The organism is Streptomyces sp. AC512_CC834, from assembly GCF_019049325.1.
Taxonomy (GTDB): Bacteria; Actinomycetota; Actinomycetes; order Streptomycetales; family Streptomycetaceae; genus Streptomyces.
In genome coordinates this window covers 122,611-147,941 of record NZ_JAGMUO010000007.1, presented here as the reverse complement: position 1 = coordinate 147,941, position 25,331 = coordinate 122,611, and the positions used below count along the sequence as shown (strand labels likewise).

The window sequence follows — 25,331 nt, the reverse complement described above, 5'->3', positions numbered from 1 at the left end:
GGAGGAAGGGGAGGGGGAGGGGGAGGGGGTCATCGCAGGGCGATCCTCATCTTGCTGTCGTCGACGTGCGTCGCGCGGTCCAGGACCCACTCGGCCTCCCTCGGCCGCAGCCGGCCCGGCAGGGTGAAGCCGACGAGGTCGAGGCGGGGGCTCGCGTCCAGGAAGTCCAGGAGCCTGAGCACGGTGAAGGCGGTGGTCGTCGCCGTCCCCCAGCCGTCCTCGCCCAGCAGGGCGGGGTCGCCGAGGGGACGGCGCAGGGAGGCGTCGCCGACGTGCTCCTGCGCTCCGGGCGCGAGCCGCTCACGAGTCGCGCGGCGCCATCCGGCGGCCGGGTCGCCGAACACGAGCCGGACACCGGCCCGCGACGTCCAGGCGGGCCCCTCCCACGGGCGGTCGCCCCGCAGCGTGACGGCGTGCAGGCCGGTGCGCCCGCCGGTGCCCTCGGCGCGGATACGGAAGGTGTCGCAGCGCACCACCAGGTCATAGCCGTCGATCTCGGCGCCCAGGCCGCTTTCGGCGACGTCGCCCGCGTTCGAGACGACGCACACCGTCCGCCCCGCGACCAGGCCCCGCAGGCCGGCCACGCCGACGGGAGTGGTGCCCCCGAGCAACGGGTCGGACACGGCGGGCTGTTCGACGAGCCGTGAGTAGCGGCCGTACAGCGCCAGCAGACGGCGCACGGCGGGTTCGCCCGGGCCGTGCTCGGCCACCCGCTCCCGCACGTACGCGGCGAGGCGCGGCGCGAGGACCGCGGTGGTCGCCGGGGTCGCTGGGACCCCGGTGGGCTCCTGGAGCAGGTCGCGCAGCGCGGATCCGGTCCCGGTCCCGGTCTCGGTCTCGGTCTCGGGGAAGAGGGCGAGGGCCTCGTCGAGGCACGCGCGCCGGCGCCGCAGGGTGTCCATCCGGCGGGCGACCTCCGGCGTCGGGCGGCCGCCGTGGTCGAGGAGCGTCGCGTAACGCTCGTAGCACCGCAGCGCCTCGTCGCCGCGGCCGAGCAGGTCCAGGGCCAGACCGCGCAGCCGCCACGCCCCCTTGGACCGCTCCCGGATCCGCGTCGCGGACTCGGCGAGGCCCAGCGCGAGGCCGGGTCCGTGTTCCCCACCGGCCTCCAGCGCGCGCTCGCCGACCTGGAGCAGGGCGTCGAAGGGGTCGGCCGCCGGGCTGTCCAGGGAGGTCGCGAAGGCACCGATCGCCCGGGTCAGCCGGACCTGCGCGGCAGTGGCCCCGGAGCCCTCGGAGCCCCCGGAGCCCCCGGTCTCCTGCGCGGCGAGGTGCTCACCGCACAGGCGCATGCTCCGGGCGTACAGCGCCGGCCTGGCGGCATCCTTGTGCCGTGCCTTGAACAATCCCGCCAGGGGCTTCGTCATGCGTTCCACCGTTCTCCGACCGGAGGCCGAATGTGCCCCAGGGCGACGGTCCGCGGGTGGCTTCCGGACGGACGGTGGGTGAACTCTCGCCCTCCGTTGGGCGGCCGGCCGGTCGCGCCGGTCGTCATCCCCCGAGCGAGCGCCGGATCGCCCGTGCCCGCCGCACCACCCTGCGGGCCGTGGAGTTGTGCGGCAGGAACCCCAGCCGGGCCGGGATGCCGCCGGGCAGGCCCAGCGAGGTGAGGCGGCGCTTCTTGAAGTACCGCCAGGTGCGGGCGTCCAGGTACGCGCGCAGGTACGCCTCCGCCGCCGGTCGCAGTTCCGGCAGGACCCTCGGCTGCATCGCGAACCCCACCGTCCGCACCAGCGCGGCGAGCGCGTCCGCGTCCATGCCCCGCCGCCCCTCGGCGACGGCGGCCGCGTCGGCCAGGTCCGGCAGCAGCGCGTCCACGAGGGTGGCGGGGACGCGGTTGCTGTTCTCGTACGGCGTCAGCCGGTCAAGGAGCGTCTCGGTGCCGACGCGGGCGACCGGCAGGCCGTAGAGCGCGGACGCGGTGAGCAGGGCCGTCGAGAAGCAGCCGACGACCAGCGCCGGACGCGTCCGCTGGAACAGCACCTCGGCGAGGACCGGCCTCTCCACCACCGTCAGGTCGACCCCGAGCTTCTCGGCCTCCCGCTCCAGGACCCGGCTGAAACGGGCCGGAGCCGTGGGGTGCGCCTTGAACACCACGCGCGTGTGCCCGAGGCCGGCGGCGCCGGTCAGCATCCGCACGTGCAGGTCTTCCTCCTCCTCGGCGGAGAGGATGCCCAGCGCCGACAGGTACTGGCCGAGCAGCACCGCGGGCCGCTCCACGTCCGGCAGACCCGCACCGGTGTCCGCCTGCAGACTGGCACCGGCACCGGTGTCCGCCAGCTCGGCCAGCACCTTGGTGAACGCCGGGGACGGCACGATCTCCGGCTCGACGCCGAACTCCGTCAGCAGCAGCGGCGCGAGCCCCGGCACCAGGTCCAGGTGGAGCAGCCGCTCCACGCGCGTGCCGACCAGCGGGGCGAGTTTCGTGCGGGTGGGCCCGTAGCTCATCAGGCCGTCCGCGTAGACGGTCAGCGGCGCGTCGGTGAAGATCTGCGCCACGCCCAGCGCCGGCTGCACCTGGACCGACTCCACGGCCAGCGCCACGTCGTCGTCTCCGAGCCCCCAGGCCAGCCGCAGATGCCGCTCCCACAGGGGTACGTCCTCCAGGCGCGGGGACCAGCCGCCGGGATGGAAGGGGAAGATCGCCTCGTTCCACGACACCACGTCGTCGAACCGGCCCCGCAGCCGCTCGAACCCCGGCATCGCGTCCACGGACGGCGTCGTCTCGGGCGTCGGCGCGTTGTTGGAGACCAGCAGGATCCGCCGGTCCGCCGCGTCGAAGCAGCCGGTGTCCAGAGCCGCGGCGAGCGTGGCCGTGCCGTACAGCGTCGACGCCAGGAAGATCTGTGTGGTCACGCCGCCGCCCCCTCGCCGCTCTGGTCCAGCGGCCCCGAGACCGCGCGGCGGCGCAGCCGGCGCAGCGGCACGGCGCGCTCGGCGTCCATCGAGCCGAGCACCTCGTCGAGCGCGTCCTGCGGCATCCGCCGCAGCGCCGCCGCGCTCCTCGCCCGCAGTGTCCGCGCCACGGCGGGTTCGAACCGCTCGATGGAACCGAGGTGGTGGGAGATGATCGCGCAGTACGTGCGCACCGCCTTCGGCACCAGCCGCGCGGCGTCCGCGTCCCCGGCCGCCCCCGCGAGCACCTCGTCGAAGGCGCGGATGAAGTCGAGTTGGCGGACGTCACCGATCTGGGTGAGCGAGGACGCCACCCCGCGCCGGTAGAAGACACCGAGCAGCCCGGTCACCGCGAAGGACTCCGCCTCCCGGTGCAGCTTCCAGATCCACGGCCGGTCCTCCGCCGTGCGCAGTCCGGCGGTGAAGTGCAGCAGGCCGCGCTCGGCCAGCCGGCGGTGGTAGACGCCCGCCCACGCGTAGGCGTAGTCGACGGAGGTGGTGCGGTGGGCGGGCAGGATCGCCTCGCGCGGAGGCAGCGCCACGTTGCGGCGGCCGTGCGGGACCCGGTGCAGGGTGCGGTTGCGCCCCGTGCACTGCACGTGGTCGGTGCGCACGAAGTCGACGTCCAGCCGCTCGATCGCGGCCACCAGCCGGGCGCAGTGGCCCGGCGCCAGCCAGTCGTCGCCGTCCAGGAAGGTGACGTACTCGCCGCGCGCCCGGTCGATGCCGGTGTTGCGGGCGGTCGCCAGGCCACCGTTTCGTTCGTGTATGACCAGCACCGCCCCCGGCAGCTCGCGCTCCGCGCGCGCGAGGAGGTCCACGGTCCCGTCGGTGGAGCAGTCGTCGACGAGAATGAACTCGAAGTCGTCCCGCGCGTTGGCGCTGAGACTCCGCAGGGTGTCTGGTGCGTATTGCCGCACGTTGTAGAACGGCACGATGACGGAGAGCTTGGGCACGTGATTGACGTTATGCGGCGGTCCGGCATTCGGCTTTACCCACACCTTGATTCCCGGTGAACGCGGCGTGGCGAAGCGGTGAAGCGGACCCTTTTGCGGGCCGCGGGCGGCCGGATTCCCCATTCGTCGATCTGCTGTTCACCCTTTGTTGGATTCCGGTTGGGCGGTTCCTAGAAATGGCTTCCTAGCGTCTACGACGTGCCAGCAAGTGCAACGAAGGCCCTGCGAGTCGCCGTCCTGGCGGACTCCGACACCCGGTGGAAATGGGGCGCGCTCACCGCGACCCGCATCTCTCCCGGGGACACGGACATCCACCTCGACGGCTACCTCCTGCGCGGCCGAGCCACCCCCACCCCCCGCCAGTTGCGGGAAGTCGGCGTCGGCGCGGACTCGCTCCGCGAGGTGACCGCCGTCGAGTTCCTGCGCGCCATGGACGCGGCGACGGGCGAGGAGTCGTACGACGTCCTCGTCCTCGCCCTGGTCGGCGGTGGTGTCCAGGCGATGCTGCACGGCCTCGGCCGGGTGTGGCAGGACCGCGCCGACCGGCCCGTGGTCGCCACCGGCTACGTCGGCGTCGTCTACGAGAAGCTCGCCGACGGCCTCCTGCTGCGCCACGGCGCCGACCTCGTCCTCGCCAACTCCCGCCAGGACGCGGAGCGTTTCCGCGCCGTGTACGAGGGGGTGGGCGCCGACGCCGCCGCGGTGACCGAGGTCGCCCTGCCCTTCCTGGGCGGAGCCGCCTACGCCGGTGAACCCGGCGGCGACGGCGACCGTGACAGTGACGCGGACCGCCCCTACACGGTCGTCTTCGCCGCCCAGCCCTCCGTGCCCGACAGCCGCAAGGACCGTACGTACCTCCTCGAGCGGCTGATCCGGCACGCCCGCCTGCATCCCGAGCGCGAGGTGCTGCTCAAGCTGCGCTCCAAGCCCGGCGAGCACACCACGCACATCGAGGAGCTGCCGTACCAGAAGCTGGTGCAGCGGGCCGATCCGCCGCCCAACTTCCGCCTGGTCTACGGGCACATGGGCGAGGTTCTCGACCGCACCGACCTGCTGGTCACCATCAGCTCCACGGCGGCCCTCGAATCCCTGCACCGCCGCATCCCCACGGTCGTCCTGACCGACCTCGGCGTGCGCGAGGCGCTCGGCAACCACCACTTCGTGGGCTCAGGCTGCCTCGCCTCCTGGGACCAGCTCGACGCGGGCCACCGCCCGGCGCCCGACGCCGAGTGGGTCGCCCGGCAGGGGATCGCGGCGCAGGGCGGCTACGAGACCGCCTTCGACGAGGCCCGTGAGCGCATCGACGGACTGCTCGGCCGGCCCGGCGGTCTGCCGCCGCTCGCCCCGTACTACACCCCCGTCACCGCCCCCGGATACCTCCCCGGCATCCTCGCCCGCCACCACCTCGCCCCGGACGGCACCCCGCTGCCCGGCGCGCCGGCCGCCGACAAGGAGCCGGGCCCGGTCCGCCAGGTCGTGCGCCGCGCGGCCCGCGGCGCATACCGGCACGGCGTCCAGCGGGTGGCCCCGGTGATCCGGCGGATGGGGGAACTGTGACCACCCCCGCACCCGGCTCGGCGGCGGGACTCTTCCTGACGCCGGGTACTGCCTCGGCGCCGGCGCCTGCGCCTGCGCCTGGCTCGGCGTTGGGACTCGGTCTGACGCCGGGGACTGCCTCGGCGCCTGCGCCTGGTTCGGTGGCGGGGCTCGTCCTGACGCCGGGTACTGCCTCGGCGCCGGCGCCTGCGCCTGCGCCTGGCTCGGCGCTGGGACTCGCTCTGACGCCGGGGGCTGCCCCGGCGCCCGCGCCTGGCTCGGCGCCGGGATTCGTTCTGACGTCGGGTACTGCCTCGGTGCCCGGGACTGTCTCGGCGCCGGGGATTGCCTCGGCGCACGCACCCGGCTTGGCGCCGGGACTCGTCCTGACGCCTGGGACTGCCCCCGCGTCGGGTACTGCCTCGGCGCCCGCGCCCGGCTCGGCGGCGGGACTCGCTCCGTCGCCCGGGACTGCCCCGGCACCCGGGCCCGCGCCGGCACCCGGGCCCACCCCCGCACCTGAGCCCGCCCCGGCACCCGGGCCCGCCCCGGCACCTGAGCCCGCCCCGGCACCCGGGCCCGCGCCGGCACCTGAGCCCGGGCTCGCCCCCAACCCCGGAACTCCCACGTTCTCCCAGATCCCTGCGCAAGGAGCAGACCCCATGTCCAACCCGGAAGCGGGCCAGGGCGCTTCGGTGCGCCGGGTGCTCGCGGTGATTCCCGCGCGCGGCGGCTCCAAGGGAGTGCCCGCGAAGAACCTCGCCCCCGTCGGCGGCGTCCCCCTGGTGGTCCGCGCGGTGCGCGAGTGCCGGGCCACCCGGCTGGTGACGGACGTCGTCGTCTCCACCGACGACCAGGCCATCGCCGCCGCGGCCCGCGAGGCCGGCGCGGAGGTCGTGCTGCGGCCCGCCGCCATCGCCGGGGACACGGCCACCTCCGAGGCCGCCGTGCTGCACGCCATGGACACCCACGAGGCCCTGCACGGCGCCGCCGTCGACGTGGTGCTGCTCGTGCAGTGCACCAGCCCCTTCCTCGTCCGCGAGGACATCGACGGCGTGGCCGGCGCGGTCGCCGGGGGCGGCGCCGACACCGCGGTGACGGTGGCCCCGTTCCACGGGTTCGTGTGGCGCGACGGCGCGGACGAGACGGGCGGGGAGGAGGGCGGCGGCGGCCACGGCGTCAACCACGACAAGTCCTACCGCCCCCGCCGCCAGGACCGCCCCCAGGACCTGCTGGAGACCGGCGCCGCCTACGCCATGGCCGCGCCCGGCTTCCGCAAGCACCAGCACCGCTTCTTCGGCCGCACCGAACTGGTCCGCACCGACCCGGCGCGCGTCCTGGAGATCGACGACCCGCACGACCTGGCCCGCGCCCGCGCCCTGGCACCGCACTTCGACGCCGCCAGGACCGGCGCCCTCCCGACCGCGCAGGACATCGACGCGGTCGTCCTCGACTTCGACGGCACCCAGACCGACGACCGGGTGCTGATCGACTCCGACGGACGGGAGTTCGTCTCCGTCCACCGCGGCGACGGACTCGGCATCGCCGCCCTGCGCCGCAGCGGCCTGACGATGCTGATCCTGTCCACGGAGGTGAACCCGGTCGTCGCCGCCCGCGCCCGGAAGCTCAAGCTCCCGGTGCTGCACGGCATCGACCGCAAGGACCTCGCCCTCAAGCAGTGGTGCGAGGAACAGGGCATCGCGCCCGAACGCGTGCTCTACGTCGGCAACGACGTCAACGACCTCCCGTGCTTCGCCCTCGTCGGCTGGCCCGTGGCGGTCGCGAGCGCCCACGACGCCGTACGCGGCGCGGCCCGCGCGGTCACCACAGTCCCCGGCGGCGAAGGCGCCGTCCGGGAGATCGCGACCTGGCTCCTGGGCCCCTCACTCGACGCCCTCGACACCACCGCCACAGACACTCCCGACTCCCTCGTAACCCCCACGCTCACCCAGTCCAAGTAAGGAACCCCAGCCATGAGCACCAACTCCCGCATCCGCACCTTCGGCACCCGCGAGGCCGGCCCCGGCCACCCCGTCTACGTCACCGGTGAGATCGGCATCAACCACAACGGCGACCTCGAGAACGCCTTCAAGCTGATCGACGCCGCCGCCGAGGCCGGCTGCGACGCCGTCAAGTTCCAGAAGCGCACCCCCGAGATCTGCACCCCGCGCGACCAGTGGGACATCGAGCGGGACACCCCCTGGGGCCGGATGACGTACATCGACTACCGCCACCGCGTGGAGTTCGGCGAGGACGAGTACCGCCAGATCGACGAGTACTGCAAGACCAAGAACATCGCCTGGTTCGCCTCCCCGTGGGACACCGAGGCCGTCGCCTTCCTGGAGAAGTTCGACGTCCCGGCCCACAAGGTCGCCTCGGCCTCCCTCACCGACGACGAACTGCTGCGCGCCCTGCGCGCGACGGGCCGCACGGTCATCCTCTCGACGGGGATGTCGACCCCCCGCCAGATCCGCCACGCCGTCGAGGTCCTCGGCTCCGACAACATCCTGATGTGCCACGCCACGTCGACGTACCCGGCGCAGGCCGAGGAGCTGAACCTCCGCGTCATCAACACCCTCCAGCAGGAGTTCCCGAACGTCCCGATCGGCTACTCCGGCCACGAGACCGGCCTGCAGACCACGCTGGCCGCCGTGGCGCTGGGCGCGGTGTTCGTCGAGCGCCACATCACCCTCGACCGCGCCATGTGGGGCTCCGACCAGGCCGCCTCCGTCGAGCCGCAGGGCCTGACCCGCCTGGTGCGCGACATCCGCACCATCGAGGCGTCCCTCGGCGACGGCGTCAAGAAGGTCTACGACTCCGAGCTGGGCCCGATGAAGAAGCTGCGCCGCGTCAACGGCGTCGTCGCCGAGGCGGAGATCGCCGCCGCCGCGGGCGAGCCCGTCACCGTCTGACCACCGGCCACCGAGTCACTCACCACGGGACGGTCCTACGTCGATGAGCCCCCGCGCCGGGAACGCCGGCCCCCGCACTCTCGCCTTCGTCGAGAGCCCGGTACAACTGCTGAACGTGCTGGAGTGGGCGCACAGCCGCGCCCCCGGCGCGGAGCTCACCCTCGTGGTCCTCTCGCCCGTCGACCCGATGACCCGCGGCCAGTTGCGCCGCATGGCGGAACTGGCCCGCAAGGAGGGCCACGAGATCCGCTGGGAGGAGGCGCGCGGCGGCGCCACGGCCCCCTTCCGCACGGTCGGCGGCCTGACCACCGCCCTGCGCCAGGCGGACCGGATCGTCATGGGCGACCCGTTCTCCCGTTACGTACAACTGCTCCTCACCATCACCCGCGCCCACGACCTGGTCGTCGTCGACGACGGCACGGCCACGATGGAGTTCGTCAGCCAGCTCGCCCACGGCGAACGCCTGGTGCGCTGGCACCGCAATGGCAGCCGGCCCGGCCCGCGCGACCTGCTCTTCGCCCCCGTCTCCAGATCCGCCCGCCACCGCCTCACCCCGACCCCGGACCGCCAGGTCTCGGTCTTCTCCTCCATGCCCATCGAGGACGTCCCGGACGGCGTCACCGTCACCGCCAACGACTTCTCCTGGACCCGCTCCCGCTTCGGCCCGCCCCGCATCACCAAGGGCGCCGACATGGTCGGCACGTCCCTGGTGGAGACCGGCGTCGTCGACGCGGACCGCTACGTGGACGCCGTACGCGGCCTGGCGAAGACCCACGGCGCGGCCCGCTACTTCGCCCACCGCCGCGAGAGCGCCGAGAAGCTGCACCGGCTGGCCGTGGAGACCGGCCTGGAGATCGTCCGCCCCGACCTCCCCCTGGAGCTGATCGCCCGCCGCGGCCCGATCGGCCGAACCGTCCTCAGCTTCCCGTCCACCGTCGTCCACACCCTCCCGCTGGCCCTCGCCGGCACCGAGGTCCGCGTCGCCGTCTGCGACATCGACCCCGCCTGGCTCACCGAGTCGGCCTCACCCCGTGCCCGAGGCTTCCTGAACGGGGTGACGGGCTCGGCACGGGACGTGCACCGGTTGTCTGCGGTGGCGGGTACGGGATGAGGCGGGGCTCCGCTCTGGTCGACGACATGGTTTGCACTCCGCTGCGCTGAAGCGCCCCCCGCTCCCGGCTGATGCCGTGAGCGGGAGGCGCTCTTTGCGTTCTGTCCCGCTCTACGCTGCGGCGACCAGTTCCCGGGCACGCTCGTTGAAGTCGGCGACAAGCCGGTGCGTCCCGAACGGTTCCATCCTCTGCTGCAAGTCCTGTACAGCCTCGACACAGCGGGAGCTCTTGACCTGACCAGATAGCGTCAGGGTTCGCACCCCTGCCGCGTGCGCCGCCTCAAGGTCGCCCCGTTGCAGGTGGGAGACCGCGAGCGCCGCCTGAGACATCGCGCCCCGCCGCGCTCGCTTCTGCTTACGGGCGTGATCGATGGACTGGCGTGCGTGCTCTTCGGCCGCCTCGGCTTCCTTGAGATCGCGAAACGTATTGGCGTGCTCGCCGTGCAGGTAGGCAGGGTCGATGAAGACCGCCCACTCCGGTTCGTGCTGGAGCTGTACTCGGTTGTAGGCGGACTCGGACTCGGTGACCGCTCGGGTTGCCGCCGCCTTCTCCCCGAGCCTCGCTAGGGCCCGTGCCTCAAGGGCCCATAGGTCGGCCAGACATGCCGGTGAAGTGCTCTTGCCAAGCCCGGCGCGGCCGGCCTGAGCGAGTCGTCGCCCCTCGGTGGGGTTGCCGAGCAGCGTTGCTTGGTCTGCCATGCCGGCGAGGACGTGGGCGCCGAGCGCGGGGTTCCCGGATTCCTCCGCGAGCCGAAGCGACTGGATCAAGTATCGCTGAGCCGTGCCGTGTTCGCCGTTGTCGTAGCTCATCCAGCCGAGCAGATAGGTCTGCTCGGCCGCTGCCTCGCTGAGCGCACGCCGGACATCTTCCGCATGCGTGCGGCGCAGGAGCGGATAGACATGCTGGTTCATGTACTGGGCGAGGATGAGGCGGCCGGAGCCGCCACCCTGTAGAACGTCCATCTTCTGGAACTCGCCGAACATGTTCTTGACGGCGGTCACGTCCTCCAGGCGGACGCGCTGACCCGGTTCAGGCTGTTGATCAAGGGTGTTGAGCAGCCAGTCTCGCGACGGCCCAACAGCGGCGGCAGCAGCAAAGGGCGCCGCTGCCAGGAACTTGCGACGGTCCACGTCGGCCCTCCCCAAATCGGCAACGGCTTCAACCGTAACGGCGAAAGACGGGTTGTAGACGATCGAGCGGTCAGCGATACCGCCCTCGGGAAATCCCAAGTCGTACGTAGTGACACGGAATCCGACCTGTGCAGAGATGACGTCGGCGATGATCTCGGGCACGGGCGGTCGCGGTTGGAGCCCGTTCAACCAGCGGCGTACGGCAGTCGCGTCGGGCTGGATATGCGGCTGGCCCCACGTCTGAGCAGCGGTTTTGATCCGGCGAGCAAGTTCCTTGTTGCTTAAGCCGGATCGCTCAAGCCACTTCGCGAGAGCAGTCTTTGGCGACGTCATGCTCGGTACCTACCCCTTCGACAGGTGCGGTAGTTCAAGTGCCACCCTTTGCCATCCCCACTGACGGTACCCCTGCTGTTGGCATCCCGGTTGTCTGGTTGATCGAACCAACCGCGCAGGCAAGGGGGTTGTACTCATGCCGAGATCGGCGGCGCAGCGGTTCCCGCGAACAGACGGCGCGGTACCCGAGGCGCGTTCCTTCTTGGGGGGCGTACTGGAGGAGTGGGAGATATCCGACCGCTCCGCCGACGTGGTGCTCTGCCTCTCCGAGCTCGCTACCAACGCGGTACGCCACGTCGCGCGCGGCGAATTCGCTGTCGAGGTCTCACTCGACGAAGGCCGCCTGCGCGTCGAGGTGCACGACACAGGGGCGGGCGAGCCTCATGTCGGACAGCCGAGTCAAGACGATACGGACGGCCGAGGGCTGCTCATCGTGTCGTCACTGGCGGACGGATGGGGGGTGGTGCCGCACGCCCCGTGCGGCAAGACCGTATGGACGGAGTTCAAGACGGACGAGAGTGAGACCCCGTTCGGCGTGAACCCATGCTGATCGAGATCGAGATCGAGTCGATCACCAGCCTGCCGACATCGCTTGGGGCTTGGCTCTGAGCCGACCCCGCCGTACGGCAACTCAGAGCACGTGACCGTTGACCAACCAGCGATCAGGAGACTCAATGACCACCGCAGTAGCACCGTGGGGGACTAAGCGCCTAGCGCTGTACCCCAGCGTCACCGAAGTGCCGTACGTCCGAACGGAGATCTGTCCGGACACCCAGACGACCCGCTACTTCGACGCAGACGGGAACCGTGTCGAGATGGGTGGGCACGGCACCGGAACGGCCACGGCCAACCAGACCTCGACGTCGTCCGACGGCGGGGGCCCCAACCCGCCCGCGCCCGCCGACTCCGACCTCACCGACGACAGCGACTCCGACTGACATGACCGATGCACCGGTTCTCGTCGTCACCGCGCTCGGTGACATCACGGCGGATCTGGTGTTGGACGAGCTGTGCGGCCGGGGTGTCCCGGTCGTACGGCTCGACCCCGGCGCCGACTTCCGAAACACCGCCGGCATGAGCGCTCGGATCGAGCGGGGCGCATTCACCGGGGATCTCACCACCTCGACTCGACACTTCGACCTGTCCGGCGTCCGCTCTGTCTACTGGCGCCGCCCGAGCCCCTTCAGCGACCCGCAGGCGTCCGAGACTCCCGAGCAACGGTTCAGGGTTGAGCAATCGCGCCGCGGCTACACAGGAGTCCTGACCGCGCTCCCCGGGGCGTTGTACGTCAACCACCCATCACGGAACCGCGATGCCGAGAACAAGGCGCGACAACTCGCCGCCGCGGCACACATCGGTTTCACGCTCCCCGACACCCTGATCACGAACGTGCCGGCGGACGCCCGAAGGTTCGCGACCGATCACGGAATCGTGATCTACAAGCCCGTTCACCGCGTACACCTCACCGGCGAGGACGGGCGAAACCGAACCATCTGGGTGCGCACCGTCCAAGCCGACGAACTCGACGATTCCATCGCCCAGTGTCCCCATCTCTTCCAAGAGTGCGTGCCGAAGATCGCCGACATCCGCCTCGCCGCCGTCGGGGACGACGCGTTCGCGACCCGGATCGACACCGACGGCGACCACCTCGATTGGCGCCAAGACCAAAGTCTGATCACCTGCTCCCCGATCTCGGCCCCCTGTTCCGTTCGCGAGGCCGTACGCGCGTTCCTTCATGCGTTCGGACTCAGCTTCGGCGCTTTCGACTTCGCCCTCGACTCGGACGGTCGATGGTGGTTCCTCGAATGCAACCCGAATGGGCAGTGGGCGTTCGTCGACGAACCCACAACCCGTGCCATCGCGAGCGCACTCGCCGACACCCTCCAGAAGGGCGCCCCGCATGACCAATGAAACCGCCGCCGCGCTACGCCGCCGACTCGTCGAGCAGATCGTCGCCGACGGCGTGCTGCACGACTCCGAGGTGCGACGGGCGGCTGAGACCGTCCCTCGGGAGGTGTTCCTCGGCCCCGCGATCTACAAGCCGAGCAGACCCCCGGGCGTCACGGTCTGGACCCCCGCCCGCCGCGACGACACCCCCACCGACGAATGGCTGCGCCTCACCTACCAAGATCAGACGTGGGTGACTCAACTCGACGGCGTGCTCGCCGAGGACGCCGTCGGCCCCGTCACGGGAGGTAGCCCGACCTCGTCCTCGACCCTGCCCAGTGTCATTCTCTGGATGATCGAGCAGGCGGGCGTCACCCGGGGAAGGCGCGTGCTGATCATCGGCGCCGGAACGGGCCTCTCGACCGCATACGTCTGCGAGGTGGCCGGCGAGGACAACGTGACCTCGATCGAGACCGACGCTGCCGCAGCGGAACGGGCTCGAACGGCCCTTGCCGAGGCCGGCTACGCCCCGACGCTCGTCACCGCCGACGGCCTACGCGGCTGCCCCGACCGGGCCCCGTACGACATCGTGATCGCGTTCTGCTCGATGCGACACGTCCCCCACGGCTTGCTACAGCAGATCGAGGTCGGGGGAACCCTGCTCGTCACCCTCGCGGGGTGGGGAGTCGCACACGGCCTCGCTCGCCTCGCGGTGGAGGCGGACGGCGTCGCGGAGGGCCGCTTCCTGCCCGGATACACCTCGTTCATGATCGCCCGCCCCCACGATCGGCCGCCGCACGGACCGTTCGAGCTGCTGCCCGGGGACGAACGCCCGAGCCGGATCGACCCTGCTCTGCTCGACGACTGGACTGGTCGATTCGTCGCACAGCTCGCCGCACCCTCGGCGGAGCGCCTCGGCGTCGGGGCCGAGCAGATCCTGCTCGATGTCGCCACCGGCTCGCAGGCACGGACGTGCCGGGCGGAGGATGGCGACGGGTGGACCGTCATCCAGCGCGGACCGATCAAGCTCTGGAACGCGGTCGAGGACTCCATCGTGTTGTGGGAGAGCAAGGGCTCGCCTCACCTGTCCGGGTTCGGAGCGACGATCACGTCGGACACGCAAAGGGTCTGGCTCGGCGAACCGAGCGGTCCGAGCTGGACCCTGCCCATCTAGCGAGTCAGAACGTGGGATGGGTGCCGGTGTACTCACGGGAACGTCCGGAAGTGGCAGGTCGCCGCTGGTCCAGGCGGGAGGTGATGCCTCGGAAACGTCGGCGTCGGTGGACGATTGTGCCGACGTTCACACCGGGACCGAACCCGCTGCACGCCTGCGCGCATCTCTCACAGTCCGCCTGTCCTCCGTTGCTGACAGTGTCAACGACGGAAAAGGCTCCGGTGCCACTGGAGGACATCGGTGTTGTTGGCCAACCGGTGAAGCTGACGTGGAGGAGGACGGGCGTCAGTCCTCGGAGTCGCCACTCTCGGACGCGTCGGTGGGTGGCAGTGCGTCAACGACGTATGAACCCTTGTGCGGCAGCGTCTCGATCAGCTCTCGCTCGCGGAGGTCCCGCAGAGCGCGGCGAATGGTCCGATCGGCGACGCCGTACGTTTCGGCCAGCCGCGTGATGCTCGACAAGGCACCGCCCAGCGGGATGCGACCCGACCTGATCTCTTCTTCGACGGCGCGCGCGATCCGCTGCCACTCGTACTCGGCCATGCATTCAGCATGGCGTGGCATACCGGAACCTGCCTTGATAGCTCACGGCACACCACGACGCACCGTGGTGTACCGTGGTACATTACGATGAAACCCCCGCGACGGGTGGAGCCGTCCGGGGGCACGGCCACCAACTGACTGGAGTTGACGACAGTGGGCATTATCCACGTGTTCGCGCGCTGGATTCTGGGCGTGTTCGCGCATGGCACCGGACGACGACAGGTGAGTTCCGCCGCGCCGGCCGCCCCGCGCATGGCCGAGGAGTCCCGCAGGGCAGTTGCGGCACCGTGCGCTCAGGCCTCGCCGCACATGCGCCATGCATCCCTCGACGCGTTTGGCGAGAGTCCGGTCCGTCCGTACGTCCTTCAGGCCGTACGGGAACAGGAGCGGTTGCGGTCCCGTCGGCGACGCCTGGCGGCAGTGGTCATGGTTGCCACCGAGGCGGTGGCACGGTGAGCGAGCACCCCGAGACGGCGTCGGGTGGACGTCCGTCGCTCCGTATGTGCGTGCGCTGCCACGTGAACACGGACGTGCCCGTCGTGATCTCGGTGGTGCACCAGAACTCCGGGCCCGGATTCAACGTCTACGCCTGCGTGGAGTGTGCCCGGCACTTTCCCGAGGAGCCGGATGTACTGTCGCTGCCCGTTGTGGACCGGGCTGATGGCGCCCAGTGAGCGGCGGGCGAGCGGTGATCGTGGCGATCCCCGGAGGAGGAACGGTGACGTCAGCGGGCCTGCGGCTGGGCAGGAATTGTCGGCGGAATGCGCGCTGTCCGAGGAGCGCGGGTACGAGGACGCGCACTCGTGGTGTCACGGCGGGCGGAGCGTCCTCCTGCCGCACAGCGGTGGCCGTCTGATCCTGCTGCGGGGCTGCCCCTGCTCCTGTCACTCACCAACCGGTGAGGGTGAGCGGTGAACGCCGGGTTGCCCCACCTGAACCAGGGAATCGAGCGTGACCATCTGCGTCGACCGGGTCGACAGCGACGGGCGTCGGATCGGCGCGGCGAAATCGAACACGTGTCGACCCGGCGTGATGGTGCTTCCGGCGGCGTCAACGGCATGGCCTGCGTGCCGCTGCCCGCGCTGTCGAAAGGGTGATGGTCCCAGCCGCCGGTAGTTGAGTGCTGCTGTTGGATGCCCGCGGTGAATCCGTCAACGGCCGCGAGACGCGCCCCGGGCGCCATAGTCGGACTATTCGTCCCAGTAGACCTCCGGCGCGGGGGCACTGGATCGGGACAGGCGTTCCCATTCACCGTCCGGCAACGGGGCCGCTGCGCGGCGGGTGTGGGGCGGATGCGGGAGGACCCGACCCCTCCGGAAGGAACCGGCCCCGCTCCGCCGCTGTCCGGACAGGCATGGCAAGTGTTCTGGTCCTCGTCCTCACCCTCGCGCCGCTCGTGATGCCGTTCGCCGTCGTGGGCGCCGCCGTTGCACTCGCCCGGCGTGCCCGGGTTCGGCTGCCGGGCAGCGGATGGCATCGGCCGAGCGGGACCACGTGCGCGCTGTTGGCGGTCATTGGCGGCGGAGCGGCGCTCGGCGTGTACGCCTGGGGAGTGTCGCGGGGCTTCTATCTGCTCGACCCGGACCAGATGTGTGCGGCGCGCGGCGCACGGGGTGACTACGTCGTGACCCGTATGGCGCTCCCGATCAGCGTGCAGTGCGTCACCGAGGACGGCACGGGCACGGAGCTGGTGCCCGGCTGGGTGAACCCGGTGGTCGTCGCGGGACTGACCCTCTCCGTGCTCGCCGTCGTGGAAGGCACCCTCGGGGTGGTGCGCCGGTGGCCCCGGCCGGGGGACCACAGCGCCTGACGGCCCCCGGGTCCCGGCTGGCCCCGGTCCGACAGGTGGCTCGGGCGCGTGGAGCGGGCCACGCGTGGTAACCGGGAGGGAGAGGACGGGTGCCGTCGAGCGGCCGGCGCCGCTCCCGGCGATCGCCCCTGATCGGCTCGGTCGGAAAGGCGGCCGAGTTTACCCAAGCGAGATGATGGCTATGCGTGGGGCGGCCGAGTCTTCTTCCCCTAACGGACTGATTTTTTGTTGATCGTGGGCCCACCGATCGCTCGGGCGCCCTACGCTGCAAAGGGTGAACGTGTTGATGTCCCCAGAGTCCGAGGCCGACACTCCCGGTGAAGCCGCGCTGCCCGGCACCTTGCCGGACGCGCTGCGTGCGGAGCTCGTGGCCTTCCGCCGCGACCTGCACATGCATCCCGAGCTGGGCAACCAGGAGTTCCGCACCACCGCCGCGATCAAGGAACGGCTGGAGCGGGCCGGCCTCAAGCCGCGCGTGCTGCCCATCGGCACCGGGCTCGTCTGCGACATCGGCACCGGCACCGACTCGGGACAGTGGACCGGCGGACCGCGCATGCTCGCCCTGCGGGCCGACATCGACGCGCTGCCCATCCCGGACACCAAGAGCGAGTGCCCGTACCACTCGCGCGTGCCGGACCGCGCCCACGCCTGCGGACACGACGTGCACACCACCGTCGTCCTCGGCACCGGCCTCGTGCTCGCCGCCCTGCACGAGCAGGGCCTGCTGCCCCGGCCCGTGCGGCTGGTCTTCCAGCCGGCCGAGGAGGTGCTGCCCGGCGGCGCCGCCGACGCCATCGAGGGCGGCGCGCTCGACGGGGTGCGCCGCATCCTCGCCGTGCACTGCGACCCCCGGGTGGACGCCGGGAGGATCGGACTCAGGGTCGGCGCCATCACCTCCGCCTGCGACCGCCTTGAGATCGCCCTGAACGGTCCCGGCGGGCACACCGCCCGCCCGCACCTCACCACCGACCTGGTCACCGCCACCGCGCGCGTCGTCACCGACGTGCCCTCGCTCGTCGCCCGGCGCGTGGACAGCCGCAGCGGGCTCGCCCTGACCTGGGGGCGGATCGAGTCCGGCCACGCCCCGAACGTCATCCCGCAGCACGCCGAGCTCGCCGGGACCGTGCGCTGCCTCGACCTCGACGCCTGGCGGCAGGCGCCCGACCTAGTGGTCGGCGCCATCGACGAGATCGCCAACCTGTACCGGGCCAAGTCCGAGATCACCTACGTCCGCGGCGTGCCCCCAGTCGTCAACGAGGTCACCAGCACCGAGCTGCTCCAGGCCGCCATGGTCGCCCGGCGCGGCACCGACGCCGTGGAGGGCACCGAGCAGAGCCTGGGCGGCGAGGACTTCTCCTGGTACCTGGAGCGCGTGCCCGGCGCCATGGCCCGCCTCGGCGTCCGCCCGCCCGGCGAGCGCACGGTCCGCGACCTGCACCAGGGCGACTTCGACGTGGACGAGCACGCCATCACGGTCGGCGTGGAGATGTTCACCGCGGCGGCGCTCATCGACGCCGTGCAGTAGGCCGTGCCGCAAGCCGTGCTGTGAAGGGCGCGGTCCCGTGCGATCCGGACGTTCACAAGGCCGTAACCGGCCAGCGGCACGAATGGGTAACGGCACTGCAGAACCCCGTTCCCAGGAGTTTCTACGCGCGTTAATCTGCGCCGAACCGAGCGCCCGCTGCGGGGCTTTGGAGAATGGGGAACTTCAGATGCGTCGGATATCGAGACTGACCCGCGTCGCGGTGGGGGTCGCGTCGCTCGCACTCGCCGCCACGGCCTGCGGCGGCACCAGCGGCGAAAGCGGCGACGGCGACGGCGGTGACGACAAGGGCCTCGCCATCGCCTACGACGTCGGCGGCAAGGGCGACCAGTCCTTCAACGACGCCGCGTACGCCGGTCTGGAGAAGGCGAAGAAGGAGTTCGGCTACGAGACCGCCGACATCGAGCCCACCGACGGCGAGACCAACGCCGACAAGGAACAGCGCCTCACCTCCCTGGCCAGGCAGGGCTACAACCCCGTCATCGGCGTCGGCTTCGCCTACGGCCCGGCGATGAAGGCCGTCGCCGCCAAGTACCCGGACACCACCTTCGGCATCGTCGACTCCGTGGTCGAGGGCAAGAACGTGGCGTCCCTCGTCTTCGCCGAGAACGAGGCGTCCTACCTGGCCGGTGTGGTCGCGGCCAAGGCCACCAAGACCAAGACGGTCGGCTTCGTGGGCGGTGTGGACGTCCCGTTGATCCACAAGTTCGAGGCCGGTTACGAGCAGGGCGTCAAGGACACCGACCCGAAGATCAAGGTCATCTCGCAGTACCTGACGCAGACCGCGGAGGAGGGCGGCTTCTCCAGCCCCGACAAGGGCAAGGCCGCCGCCGAGGGGCAGATCGAGAAGAAGGCCGACGTCGTGTACGCGGCGGCCGGTCTCTCCGGTCAGGGCGTGATCGAGGCCGCCGCCAAGGCGAAGGTCTGGGCGATCGGCGTCGACTCCGACCAGTACAAGCAGGAGGCCCTCGCGGCCTACAAGGACTCCATCCTGACCTCCGCCCTCAAGGACATCGACGGCGCGGTCTTCGCCCTGGCCAAGTCCGTCGAGGACGGCAAGCCGCTGACCGGCACCCACACCTTCGACCTGAAGTCCGACGGGGTGGGCCTGTCCGACAGCAACCCGAAGTTCGCCGAGGTCCCGGGCGCCACGGAGGCCGTGGCCAAGGCCAAGGCGGGCATCATCGACGGCTCGATCAAGGTCAAAACGGAGTAGACGGACTCCACGGACTCCACGGAGCAGCCGCGCCGGGCACGGCCGGGCACGGCACAGGACAGAAGCGAAGCGGGCGGGCGCCACCAGGCACCCGCCCGCTTCCGCGCGCCGCGACCGCGCCGGGCGGTCACCCTCCGCCACCGACGTTTGCATCCGGCAAGCCCCGGACCAGCCCGATACCCCCGTTCGCGTCACCCAGGGCCCGCCGTTTGGATCATGCCGGCGTCGCGGGGTGTGGCACGCACATCTGCGGCGTTGTCGTCGGTTGCCAACGCTCCGCGTTGTCGCCCTCCTCCGCCTTGCATCTGCACGCACCACACCCCGCTCGGGTCGGCCGAGGCGCACCGTGTCTTTCAGCCGGCCTGATCCAAACGGCGGACCCTTGCTCACGGGCGGATAACAAGGTGGACAGAAGGGGTTTTCAGGCAGGTCTACGCGCGTTAATCTGCGGCGAAGCCAGCGCCGCAGTCCGAACCGTCCCCGGCGCTTGTACGACAGGAGCACCAGACATGCGCCGGATTTCCCGGATCACGGTCGCAGGCGCAGCGACCGCCTCCCTGGCCCTCGCCCTCGCCGCCTGCGGTGGTACCTCGACCGACTCCGGTTCGGAGTCCAAGGGGGACAAGGGTCTCGCCATCGCGTACGACGTCGGCGGCAAGGGCGACCAGTCCTTCAACGACGCCGCGTACGCCGGTCTGGAGAAGGCGAAGAAGGAGTTCGGCTACGAGACGGCCGACGTCGAGCCCACCGACGGCGAGACGGACGCCGACAAGGAGCAGCGGCTGTCCTCGCTGGCGAAGCAGGGCTACAACCCCGTCATCGGCATCGGCTACGCGTACGCCTCCGCCATGAAGAACGTCGCCGAGAAGTACCCGGACACCACCTTCGGCATCGTCGACGACGCCACGATCAAGGCCGACAACGTCGCGGACCTGGTCTTCAACGAGCAGGAGGCGTCCTACCTGGCCGGTGTCGCCGCCGCCAAGACCACCAAGACCAACACGGTCGGCTTCGTGGGCGGCGTGGACGTCCCGCTGATCCACAAGTTCCAGGCCGGCTACGAGCAGGGCGTCAAGGACACCGACCCCAAGGTCAAGGTCATCTCGCAGTACCTGACGCAGACCGCGGAGGAGGGCGGCTTCTCCAGCCCCAGCAAGGGCAAGGTCGCCGCCGAGGGCCAGATCGAGAAGAAGGCCGACGTCGTGTACGCGGCGGCCGGTCTCTCCGGTCAGGGTGTCATCGAGGCCGCCGCCGCCAACAAGATCTGGGCGATCGGCGTCGACTCCGACCAGTACAAGCAGGAAGCCCTCGCGAAGTACAAGGAGTCCATCCTGACTTCGGCCACGAAGGACGTCGCCAGCGCGGTGTACAACCTTTCGAAGTCGGTCGAGGACGGCAAGCCGGAGACCGGTATCGTTCGGGGCGATCTGAAGTCCGGCGAGGTCGGTCTCGCGGACTCGAACCCGAAGTTCGCGGACAACGCCGAGCTCCAGGCAGCCATCAAGACGGCCAAGGAGAAGATCGTCAGCGGCGAGATCAAGGTCAAGAGTAGCTGAGCAGAAGCTGAGCAGCGGCTGATGAACAGCGGCTGAGTAGCACCAGCAACACCTCGAACAGCGTGTAACCGCGTCGGTCGCACCGCTCGGCGGGGTACGGGGAGAGCGTCTTCCGTAACGCCCTCCCCGTACCCCGTCGTGTCGATGTGCCGCCGCCGCTTTTAGATGCCGTAGGGGCGCTACGCGCGTAGACGGCCCCCGTCCCCAGGAGAGTGCGCCATCAACGCGTCCAGCAGCCCTCCGGCCGGAGCGGCGGTCAACGAACCGGTGACCGCCGTCGAACTCGCCGGGATCACCAAGCGCTTCCCCGGCGTCGTGGCCAACCACGACATCCACCTCGCCGTCCACAAGGGCACCGTCCACGCCCTCGTCGGCGAGAACGGCGCCGGCAAGTCGACCCTGATGAAGATCCTCTACGGCATGCAGAAGCCGGACGAGGGCACCATCGCGGTCGACGGCGAGAAGGTGGCCTTCTCCTCGCCCGCCGACGCCATCGCCCGCGGCATCGGCATGGTCCACCAGCACTTCATGCTCGCCGACAACCTCACGGTCCTGGAGAACGTGGTCCTCGGCAGCGAGAAGCTGTACGGCATCGGTGGCAGGGCCCGCCGGAAGATCAAGGAGATCTCCGAGCGGTACGGCCTCGGCGTGCGCCCCGACCTCCTGGTCGAGGAGCTGGGCGTCGCCGCCCGCCAGCGCGTGGAGATCCTCAAGGTCCTCTACCGCGGCGCCCGCACGCTGATCCTCGACGAGCCGACCGCCGTCCTGGTGCCGCAGGAGGTGGAGGCACTCTTCGACAACCTGCGCGAGCTGAAGGCCGAGGGCCTGTCCGTCATCTTCATCTCCCACAAGCTGGGCGAGGTCCTCTCGGTCGCCGACGAGATCACCGTCATCCGCCGAGGTACGACGGTCGGCACGGCCGTCCCCGCCGAGACCACGCCCCGTCAGCTCGCCGAGCTGATGGTCGGCAGCGAACTGCCCACGCCGGCGACTGCGGAGTCCACGGTCACCGACCGCGCGGTCCTCGCCGTCGACACGCTGCGCCTGGCGGCACCGAGCGGCAAGGCCCTGCTCGACGACATCTCCTTCACCCTGCACGCCGGTGAGGTGCTGGGCATCGCCGGCGTCGAGGGCAACGGCCAGACCGAACTGGTCGACGCGCTCATCGGGCTGCGGCACGCCGACTCCGGCACCATCCGCTTCCTCGAGAAGGACATCACCGCGCTGCCCACCCGGGGGCGCCGCGAGCGGGGCATCGGCTACATCCCCGAGGACCGCCACCGCCACGGCCTGCTCCTGGAGGCCCCTCTCTGGGAGAACCGCATCCTCGGCCACGTCACCGAGAAGCCCAACAGCAAGGGCGTCTGGCTGGACCTGAAGGGCGCCCAGGAGGACACCCGCCGCATCGTCGAGACGTACGACGTCCGCACCCCCGGCATCGACGTCACCGCGGCCTCCCTGTCCGGCGGCAACCAGCAGAAGCTGATCGTCGGCCGGGAGATGACCCACAAGCCGCGCTTCCTCATCGCCGCCCACCCCACCCGCGGCGTGGACGTCGGCGCCCAGGCCGCCATCTGGGACCACATCCGCGAGGCCCGCCGCGAGGGACTCGCCGTGCTGCTGATCTCCGCTGACCTGGACGAGCTGATCGGCCTGTCCGACACCCTCCGGGTGATCTACGACGGCAAGCTGGTCGCGGACGCCGACCCGGCCACCATCACCCCCGAGGCGCTCGGCTCGGCGATGACCGGCGCCGCCTCCGGACACCTGGAGGACGAGGAGACCCCCGAGACCCCGGGCGACGCGACCGACGACTCCCCGAAGTCCGCCGCGCCCCCGGACGCCCCCAAGCCGTCCAAGCCGTCGTCCAAGTCACTCAAGTCCCCCGAGGCGCCTGAGTCCCCCGAGTCTCCGGAAGACGAGGCCCGCTGATGAAGAAGTTCGACAAGGAGCGCGTGCTCCTCGCGGTGGCCGGACCGGTCATCGCGCTCGCCGTGGCCTTCGTGCTCAGCGCGATCGTCCTGATCGCCTCGGGCAAGAACCCGGTCGAACCGTTCGCCCTGATGTTCGAGCAGGCCGGTTTCTCCGACATCCAGGTCCTGATCGTCAACCAGGCGTCGCTGTACTACATCGCGGCCCTCGCGGTGGCCATCGGCTTCCGGATGAACCTCTTCAACATCGGCGTGGACGGCCAGTACCAGCTCGCCGCCATGATGGCCGCGATCGTCGGCGCCCACGCCAACCTGCCGGCCGGCCTCCAGGTCCCGCTGCTGCTCCTGACCGCCGTCCTCACCGGCGCCTTCTGGTCCGGCATCGCCGGTGTCCTCAAGGTGACCCGCGGCGTCAGCGAGGTCGTCGCGACGATCATGCTCAACGCCATCGCCACCTCCGTCATCGGCTACCTGTGGCTGCCGGACGTCTTCGGCGTCAAGATCGGCAACAACAACACCACCGGAGAGATCCACGAGTCCGGCTGGGTCCCCGGCATCGACATGGGCGCCTCCGGCGAGATCTACGGCCTGGTGATCCTCGCCGTGCTGCTCGGCATCGGCTACTGGGTCGTCCTCAACCGCACCCGCTTCGGCTTCGACCTGCGCGCCTCCGGCGCCTCCGAGTCCGCCGCCGCGGCCAGCGGTGTCGACCCGGGGCGCATGGTGCTCACCGCGATGCTCATCTCCGGCGGTCTCGCCGGTCTCGCGGGCCTGCCGATCCTGCTCGGCGACACCCACACCTACAGCCTCAACTTCCCCACCGGCATCGGCTTCCTCGGCATCGGCATCGCCCTGCTCGGCCGCAACAGCCCGGTCGGCATCGCCTTCGCCGCCCTGCTGTGGGCCTGGCTCGACAAGGCCTCGCCCGAGCTGGACTTCCACGGCTACGACAAGGAGATCGCGGTCATCATGCAGGGCCTGATCGTCCTCTCGGTCGTCGTCTCCTACGAGGCCGTCCGTGAGTGGGGCCTGCGCCGCCAGCAGCGCCGGGTCGGCGCGGAGCTGGCCGCCGGACACGTCCTCGGCGCCACCGACAACTCGAAGAAGGAGGTGGCCGGCCGATGACCGCTCCGACCACAGCGACCGACGTCAACCAGCCGTCGCTGGAGCACGCACCACAGACCGGCCGCCGCATGTCGCTGCCCGTCCTGATGCTGGTCATCGCCGGAGCCCTGGCGCTGACCTCGATCGTCCGCCTCATCACCGGCGCCAACGGCATCACCAACGTCAGCCAGATGTCCACCGCGCTCCAGCTCGCGGTGCCGATCGGCCTCGCCGGCCTCGGCGGTCTGTGGGCCGAACGCGCGGGCGTCATCAACATCGGCCTCGAGGGCATGATGATCCTCGGCACCTGGTTCGGTGCCTGGGCCGGCTTCCAGTGGGGCCCGTGGACCGGCATCCTCGTCGGCATCATCGGCGGCGCGCTCGGCGGCCTGCTGCACGCCATCGTCACGATCACCTTCAACGTCAACCACATCGTCTCCGGCGTGGCCATCAACATCCTCGCCCTCGGCGCCACCCGCTACCTCGCCCCGCTCGCCTTCGAGGGCCACCAGGGCGGCTCGGCCAAGCAGTCCCCGCCGGTCGACTCCCTCGGCCACTTCTCGATCCCGGGGCTGTCCAGCGGGCTCGACAGCCTCAACAACCAGCACTGGTTCTTCGTCTCGGACCTCGCAGGGCTGCTCGGCGGCCTCGTCACCGACGTCTCCTGGCTGACCCTGATCGCCGTCGCCCTGATCCCCGCCACCTGGTGGATCCTGTGGCGCACCCCGTTCGGCCTGCGCCTGCGCTCCTGCGGCGAGAACCCGATCGCCGCCGAGTCCCTCGGCGTCAACGTCTACAAGTACAAGTACATGGCCGTGCTCATCTCCGGCGGCCTGGCCGGCCTCGGCGGCGTCTTCCTGTCCATCGTGGCCAACCCCTTCTACCTGGAGGGCCAGACCAGCGGCCGCGGCTACATCGGCCTCGCGGCGATGATCTTCGGCAACTGGATGCCGGGCGGCCTCGCCATCGGTGCGGGGCTGTTCGGCTACACCGACAGCCTCAACCTGCGCGGCGGCTCCGCCAACGTGCACGCGCTGCTGCTGCTCGGCGCGCTGCTGCTGGTCGCCGGCGCCATCTGGCTGGCCGTCCGCAAGAAGTACGTCAAGGCCGCGATCACGTTCGTCGTCGGCGCCCTGGTCTTCGCCTGGTACGCGGGCACCAACGAGGTCCCCAACCAGGTCGTCTCGGCCACGCCGTACGTCGTCACCCTCGTCGTCCTCGCCCTGTCCGCGCAACGGCTGCGGATGCCGAAGTCGAACGGCATGCAGTACCGGAAGGGGCAGGGCACGTGACCGGCGCCGACTGGGAGGCGCTGCGCACGGCGGCCCGGGACGCCATGTCCCGGGCGTACGCCCCGTACTCCGGGTACGCCGTGGGCGCCGCCGCCCTGGTCGACGACGGCCGCACCGTCACCGGCTGCAACGTGGAGAACGCCAGCTACGGCATCGGCCTGTGCGCCGAGTGCGGCCTCGTCTCCCAGTTGCAGGTGACCGGCGGGGGCCGGCTGACGCACTTCGTCTGCGTCGACGGCGAGGGCGAGGTCCTCGTCCCCTGCGGCCGCTGCCGGCAGCTCCTGTACGAGTTCGGCGGCCCCCGGATGCTGCTGGAGACCCCGGCGGGGATCGTCCCCCTCGCGGAGATGCTCCCGCAGGCCTTCGGCCCCGACCACCTCACCAAGTAACTCCCGCGCAAC

22 protein-coding genes are annotated in these 25,331 nt (G+C 70.9%); 17 read left to right on the top strand and 5 right to left on the bottom strand.

Going from position 1 to position 25,331, the window contains the following annotated elements; genetic code table 11:
• Positions 1-29: 29 nt before the first annotated feature.
• The 3 genes from KUM40_RS01190 to KUM40_RS01180 all read right to left on the bottom strand — a co-directional run bounded on the left by KUM40_RS01190 (position 30) and on the right by KUM40_RS01180 (position 3,851).
• Positions 30-1,367 carry a glycosyltransferase family 29 protein gene (locus tag KUM40_RS01190; protein ID WP_217161836.1) on the bottom strand — a complete coding sequence of 446 codons (1,338 nt, stop codon included), beginning with the start codon at positions 1,365-1,367 and terminating at the stop codon, positions 30-32.
• A 124-nt stretch (positions 1,368-1,491) separates the two neighbouring features.
• The gene (locus KUM40_RS01185) at positions 1,492-2,856 is read right to left on the bottom strand and encodes an alpha-2,8-polysialyltransferase family protein (protein WP_217161834.1); all 1,365 of its coding nucleotides are present in this window, start codon (positions 2,854-2,856) and stop codon (positions 1,492-1,494) included.
• Positions 2,853-3,851, bottom strand: a complete 999-nt coding sequence (locus KUM40_RS01180; RefSeq protein ID WP_217161832.1) for a glycosyltransferase family 2 protein — start codon at positions 3,849-3,851, stop codon at positions 2,853-2,855. The genes KUM40_RS01185 and KUM40_RS01180 overlap by 4 nt, the downstream gene beginning before the upstream one ends.
• A 198-nt stretch (positions 3,852-4,049) precedes the next feature.
• Here KUM40_RS01180 and KUM40_RS01175 point away from each other — a divergent pair, with 198 nt between their 5' ends.
• The 4 genes from KUM40_RS01175 (at position 4,050) to KUM40_RS01160 (ending at position 9,410) form a co-directional block, all read left to right on the top strand.
• Positions 4,050-5,408, top strand: coding sequence for a DUF6716 putative glycosyltransferase (locus KUM40_RS01175; protein WP_217161830.1), 1,359 nt, complete (start codon positions 4,050-4,052; stop codon positions 5,406-5,408).
• Between the two features lie 641 nt (positions 5,409-6,049).
• On the top strand, positions 6,050-7,348 hold the full coding sequence (locus tag KUM40_RS01170; protein WP_217161828.1) for an N-acylneuraminate cytidylyltransferase: 1,299 nt from the start codon (positions 6,050-6,052) through the stop codon (positions 7,346-7,348).
• 12 nt (positions 7,349-7,360) lie between these two features.
• A complete protein-coding gene (locus KUM40_RS01165) occupies positions 7,361-8,299 on the top strand; it encodes an N-acetylneuraminate synthase family protein (RefSeq protein WP_217161827.1) in 939 nt (312 codons plus the stop codon).
• Between the two features lie 43 nt (positions 8,300-8,342).
• Positions 8,343-9,410, top strand: a complete 1,068-nt coding sequence (locus KUM40_RS01160; RefSeq protein WP_217161825.1) for a hypothetical protein — start codon at positions 8,343-8,345, stop codon at positions 9,408-9,410.
• Positions 9,411-9,521: 111 nt separating this feature from the next.
• Here KUM40_RS01160 and KUM40_RS01155 read toward each other — a convergent pair whose 3' ends face one another.
• A complete protein-coding gene (locus tag KUM40_RS01155) occupies positions 9,522-10,874 on the bottom strand; it encodes a transcriptional regulator (protein ID WP_217161823.1) in 1,353 nt (450 codons plus the stop codon).
• A 136-nt stretch (positions 10,875-11,010) separates the two neighbouring features.
• Here KUM40_RS01155 and KUM40_RS01150 point away from each other — a divergent pair, with 136 nt between their 5' ends.
• The 4 genes from KUM40_RS01150 (at position 11,011) to tgmC (ending at position 13,935) form a co-directional block, all read left to right on the top strand.
• Entirely contained in the window at positions 11,011-11,424 is a 414-nt protein-coding gene (locus KUM40_RS01150) for an ATP-binding protein (RefSeq protein WP_217161821.1), read from the top strand.
• A 124-nt stretch (positions 11,425-11,548) separates the two neighbouring features.
• Positions 11,549-11,812, top strand: coding sequence for a putative ATP-grasp-modified RiPP (gene tgmA, locus KUM40_RS01145; protein WP_217161819.1), 264 nt, complete (start codon positions 11,549-11,551; stop codon positions 11,810-11,812).
• 1 nt (position 11,813) lies between these two features.
• On the top strand, positions 11,814-12,785 hold the full coding sequence (gene tgmB, locus KUM40_RS01140; RefSeq protein WP_217161817.1) for an ATP-grasp ribosomal peptide maturase: 972 nt from the start codon (positions 11,814-11,816) through the stop codon (positions 12,783-12,785).
• Entirely contained in the window at positions 12,775-13,935 is a 1,161-nt protein-coding gene (tgmC, locus tag KUM40_RS01135; RefSeq protein WP_217161815.1) for an ATP-grasp peptide maturase system methyltransferase, read from the top strand. Before tgmB ends, tgmC begins: the two co-directional genes overlap by 11 nt.
• A 285-nt stretch (positions 13,936-14,220) precedes the next feature.
• On the opposite strand, the gene KUM40_RS01130 is transcribed toward tgmC, so the two are convergent.
• Positions 14,221-14,478 (bottom strand): winged helix-turn-helix domain-containing protein, encoded by a 258-nt coding sequence (locus tag KUM40_RS01130; protein ID WP_217161814.1) that lies wholly within the window; start codon positions 14,476-14,478, stop codon positions 14,221-14,223.
• 452 nt (positions 14,479-14,930) lie between these two features.
• On the opposite strand from KUM40_RS01130, the gene KUM40_RS01125 reads away from it, so the two are divergent.
• The 9 genes from KUM40_RS01125 (at position 14,931) to KUM40_RS01085 (ending at position 25,319) form a co-directional block, all read left to right on the top strand.
• Entirely contained in the window at positions 14,931-15,152 is a 222-nt protein-coding gene (locus tag KUM40_RS01125; protein WP_217161861.1) for a hypothetical protein, read from the top strand.
• A gap of 680 nt (positions 15,153-15,832) precedes the next feature.
• Positions 15,833-16,288, top strand: a complete 456-nt coding sequence (locus KUM40_RS01120) for a hypothetical protein (protein WP_217161813.1) — start codon at positions 15,833-15,835, stop codon at positions 16,286-16,288.
• Between the two features lie 286 nt (positions 16,289-16,574).
• Positions 16,575-17,813 carry a M20 family metallopeptidase gene (locus KUM40_RS01115; RefSeq protein WP_217161812.1) on the top strand — a complete coding sequence of 413 codons (1,239 nt, stop codon included), beginning with the start codon at positions 16,575-16,577 and terminating at the stop codon, positions 17,811-17,813.
• Positions 17,814-18,000: 187 nt separating this feature from the next.
• Entirely contained in the window at positions 18,001-19,047 is a 1,047-nt protein-coding gene (locus KUM40_RS01110; protein WP_217161811.1) for a BMP family protein, read from the top strand.
• Positions 19,048-19,556: 509 nt separating this feature from the next.
• Positions 19,557-20,603, top strand: a complete 1,047-nt coding sequence (locus KUM40_RS01105; protein ID WP_217161805.1) for a BMP family protein — start codon at positions 19,557-19,559, stop codon at positions 20,601-20,603.
• A 267-nt stretch (positions 20,604-20,870) separates the two neighbouring features.
• The gene (locus tag KUM40_RS01100; protein WP_217161803.1) at positions 20,871-22,535 is read left to right on the top strand and encodes an ABC transporter ATP-binding protein; all 1,665 of its coding nucleotides are present in this window, start codon (positions 20,871-20,873) and stop codon (positions 22,533-22,535) included.
• Positions 22,535-23,659 (top strand): ABC transporter permease, encoded by a 1,125-nt coding sequence (locus tag KUM40_RS01095; protein ID WP_217161801.1) that lies wholly within the window; start codon positions 22,535-22,537, stop codon positions 23,657-23,659. The genes KUM40_RS01100 and KUM40_RS01095 overlap by 1 nt, the downstream gene beginning before the upstream one ends.
• A complete protein-coding gene (locus KUM40_RS01090) occupies positions 23,656-24,930 on the top strand; it encodes an ABC transporter permease (RefSeq protein WP_217161799.1) in 1,275 nt (424 codons plus the stop codon). Before KUM40_RS01095 ends, KUM40_RS01090 begins: the two co-directional genes overlap by 4 nt.
• Positions 24,927-25,319, top strand: a complete 393-nt coding sequence (locus tag KUM40_RS01085; protein WP_217161796.1) for a cytidine deaminase — start codon at positions 24,927-24,929, stop codon at positions 25,317-25,319. The genes KUM40_RS01090 and KUM40_RS01085 overlap by 4 nt, the downstream gene beginning before the upstream one ends.
• Positions 25,320-25,331: the final 12 nt, after the last annotated feature.

Bases quoted from the DNA above. Each gene is read 5' to 3' on its own strand.
- KUM40_RS01110 (WP_217161811.1), top strand. From the start codon at position 18,001: ATGCGTCGGATATCGAGACTGACCCGCGTCGCGGTGGGGGTCGCGTCG.
- KUM40_RS01105 (WP_217161805.1), top strand. From the start codon at position 19,557: ATGCGCCGGATTTCCCGGATCACGGTCGCAGGCGCAGCGACCGCCTCC.
- KUM40_RS01150 (WP_217161821.1), top strand. From the start codon at position 11,011: ATGCCGAGATCGGCGGCGCAGCGGTTCCCGCGAACAGACGGCGCGGTA.
- KUM40_RS01090 (WP_217161799.1), top strand. From the start codon at position 23,656: ATGACCGCTCCGACCACAGCGACCGACGTCAACCAGCCGTCGCTGGAG.
- KUM40_RS01120 (WP_217161813.1), top strand. From the start codon at position 15,833: ATGGCAAGTGTTCTGGTCCTCGTCCTCACCCTCGCGCCGCTCGTGATG.
- KUM40_RS01095 (WP_217161801.1), top strand. From the start codon at position 22,535: ATGAAGAAGTTCGACAAGGAGCGCGTGCTCCTCGCGGTGGCCGGACCG.
- KUM40_RS01190 (WP_217161836.1), bottom strand. From the start codon at position 1,367: ATGACGAAGCCCCTGGCGGGATTGTTCAAGGCACGGCACAAGGATGCC.
- KUM40_RS01130 (WP_217161814.1), bottom strand. From the start codon at position 14,478: ATGGCCGAGTACGAGTGGCAGCGGATCGCGCGCGCCGTCGAAGAAGAG.
- tgmC (WP_217161815.1), top strand. From the start codon at position 12,775: ATGACCAATGAAACCGCCGCCGCGCTACGCCGCCGACTCGTCGAGCAG.
- tgmB (WP_217161817.1), top strand. From the start codon at position 11,814: ATGACCGATGCACCGGTTCTCGTCGTCACCGCGCTCGGTGACATCACG.
- KUM40_RS01165 (WP_217161827.1), top strand. From the start codon at position 7,361: ATGAGCACCAACTCCCGCATCCGCACCTTCGGCACCCGCGAGGCCGGC.
- KUM40_RS01155 (WP_217161823.1), bottom strand. From the start codon at position 10,874: ATGACGTCGCCAAAGACTGCTCTCGCGAAGTGGCTTGAGCGATCCGGC.
- KUM40_RS01115 (WP_217161812.1), top strand. From the start codon at position 16,575: ATGTCCCCAGAGTCCGAGGCCGACACTCCCGGTGAAGCCGCGCTGCCC.
- KUM40_RS01160 (WP_217161825.1), top strand. From the start codon at position 8,343: ATGAGCCCCCGCGCCGGGAACGCCGGCCCCCGCACTCTCGCCTTCGTC.
- tgmA (WP_217161819.1), top strand. From the start codon at position 11,549: ATGACCACCGCAGTAGCACCGTGGGGGACTAAGCGCCTAGCGCTGTAC.
- KUM40_RS01170 (WP_217161828.1), top strand. From the start codon at position 6,050: ATGTCCAACCCGGAAGCGGGCCAGGGCGCTTCGGTGCGCCGGGTGCTC.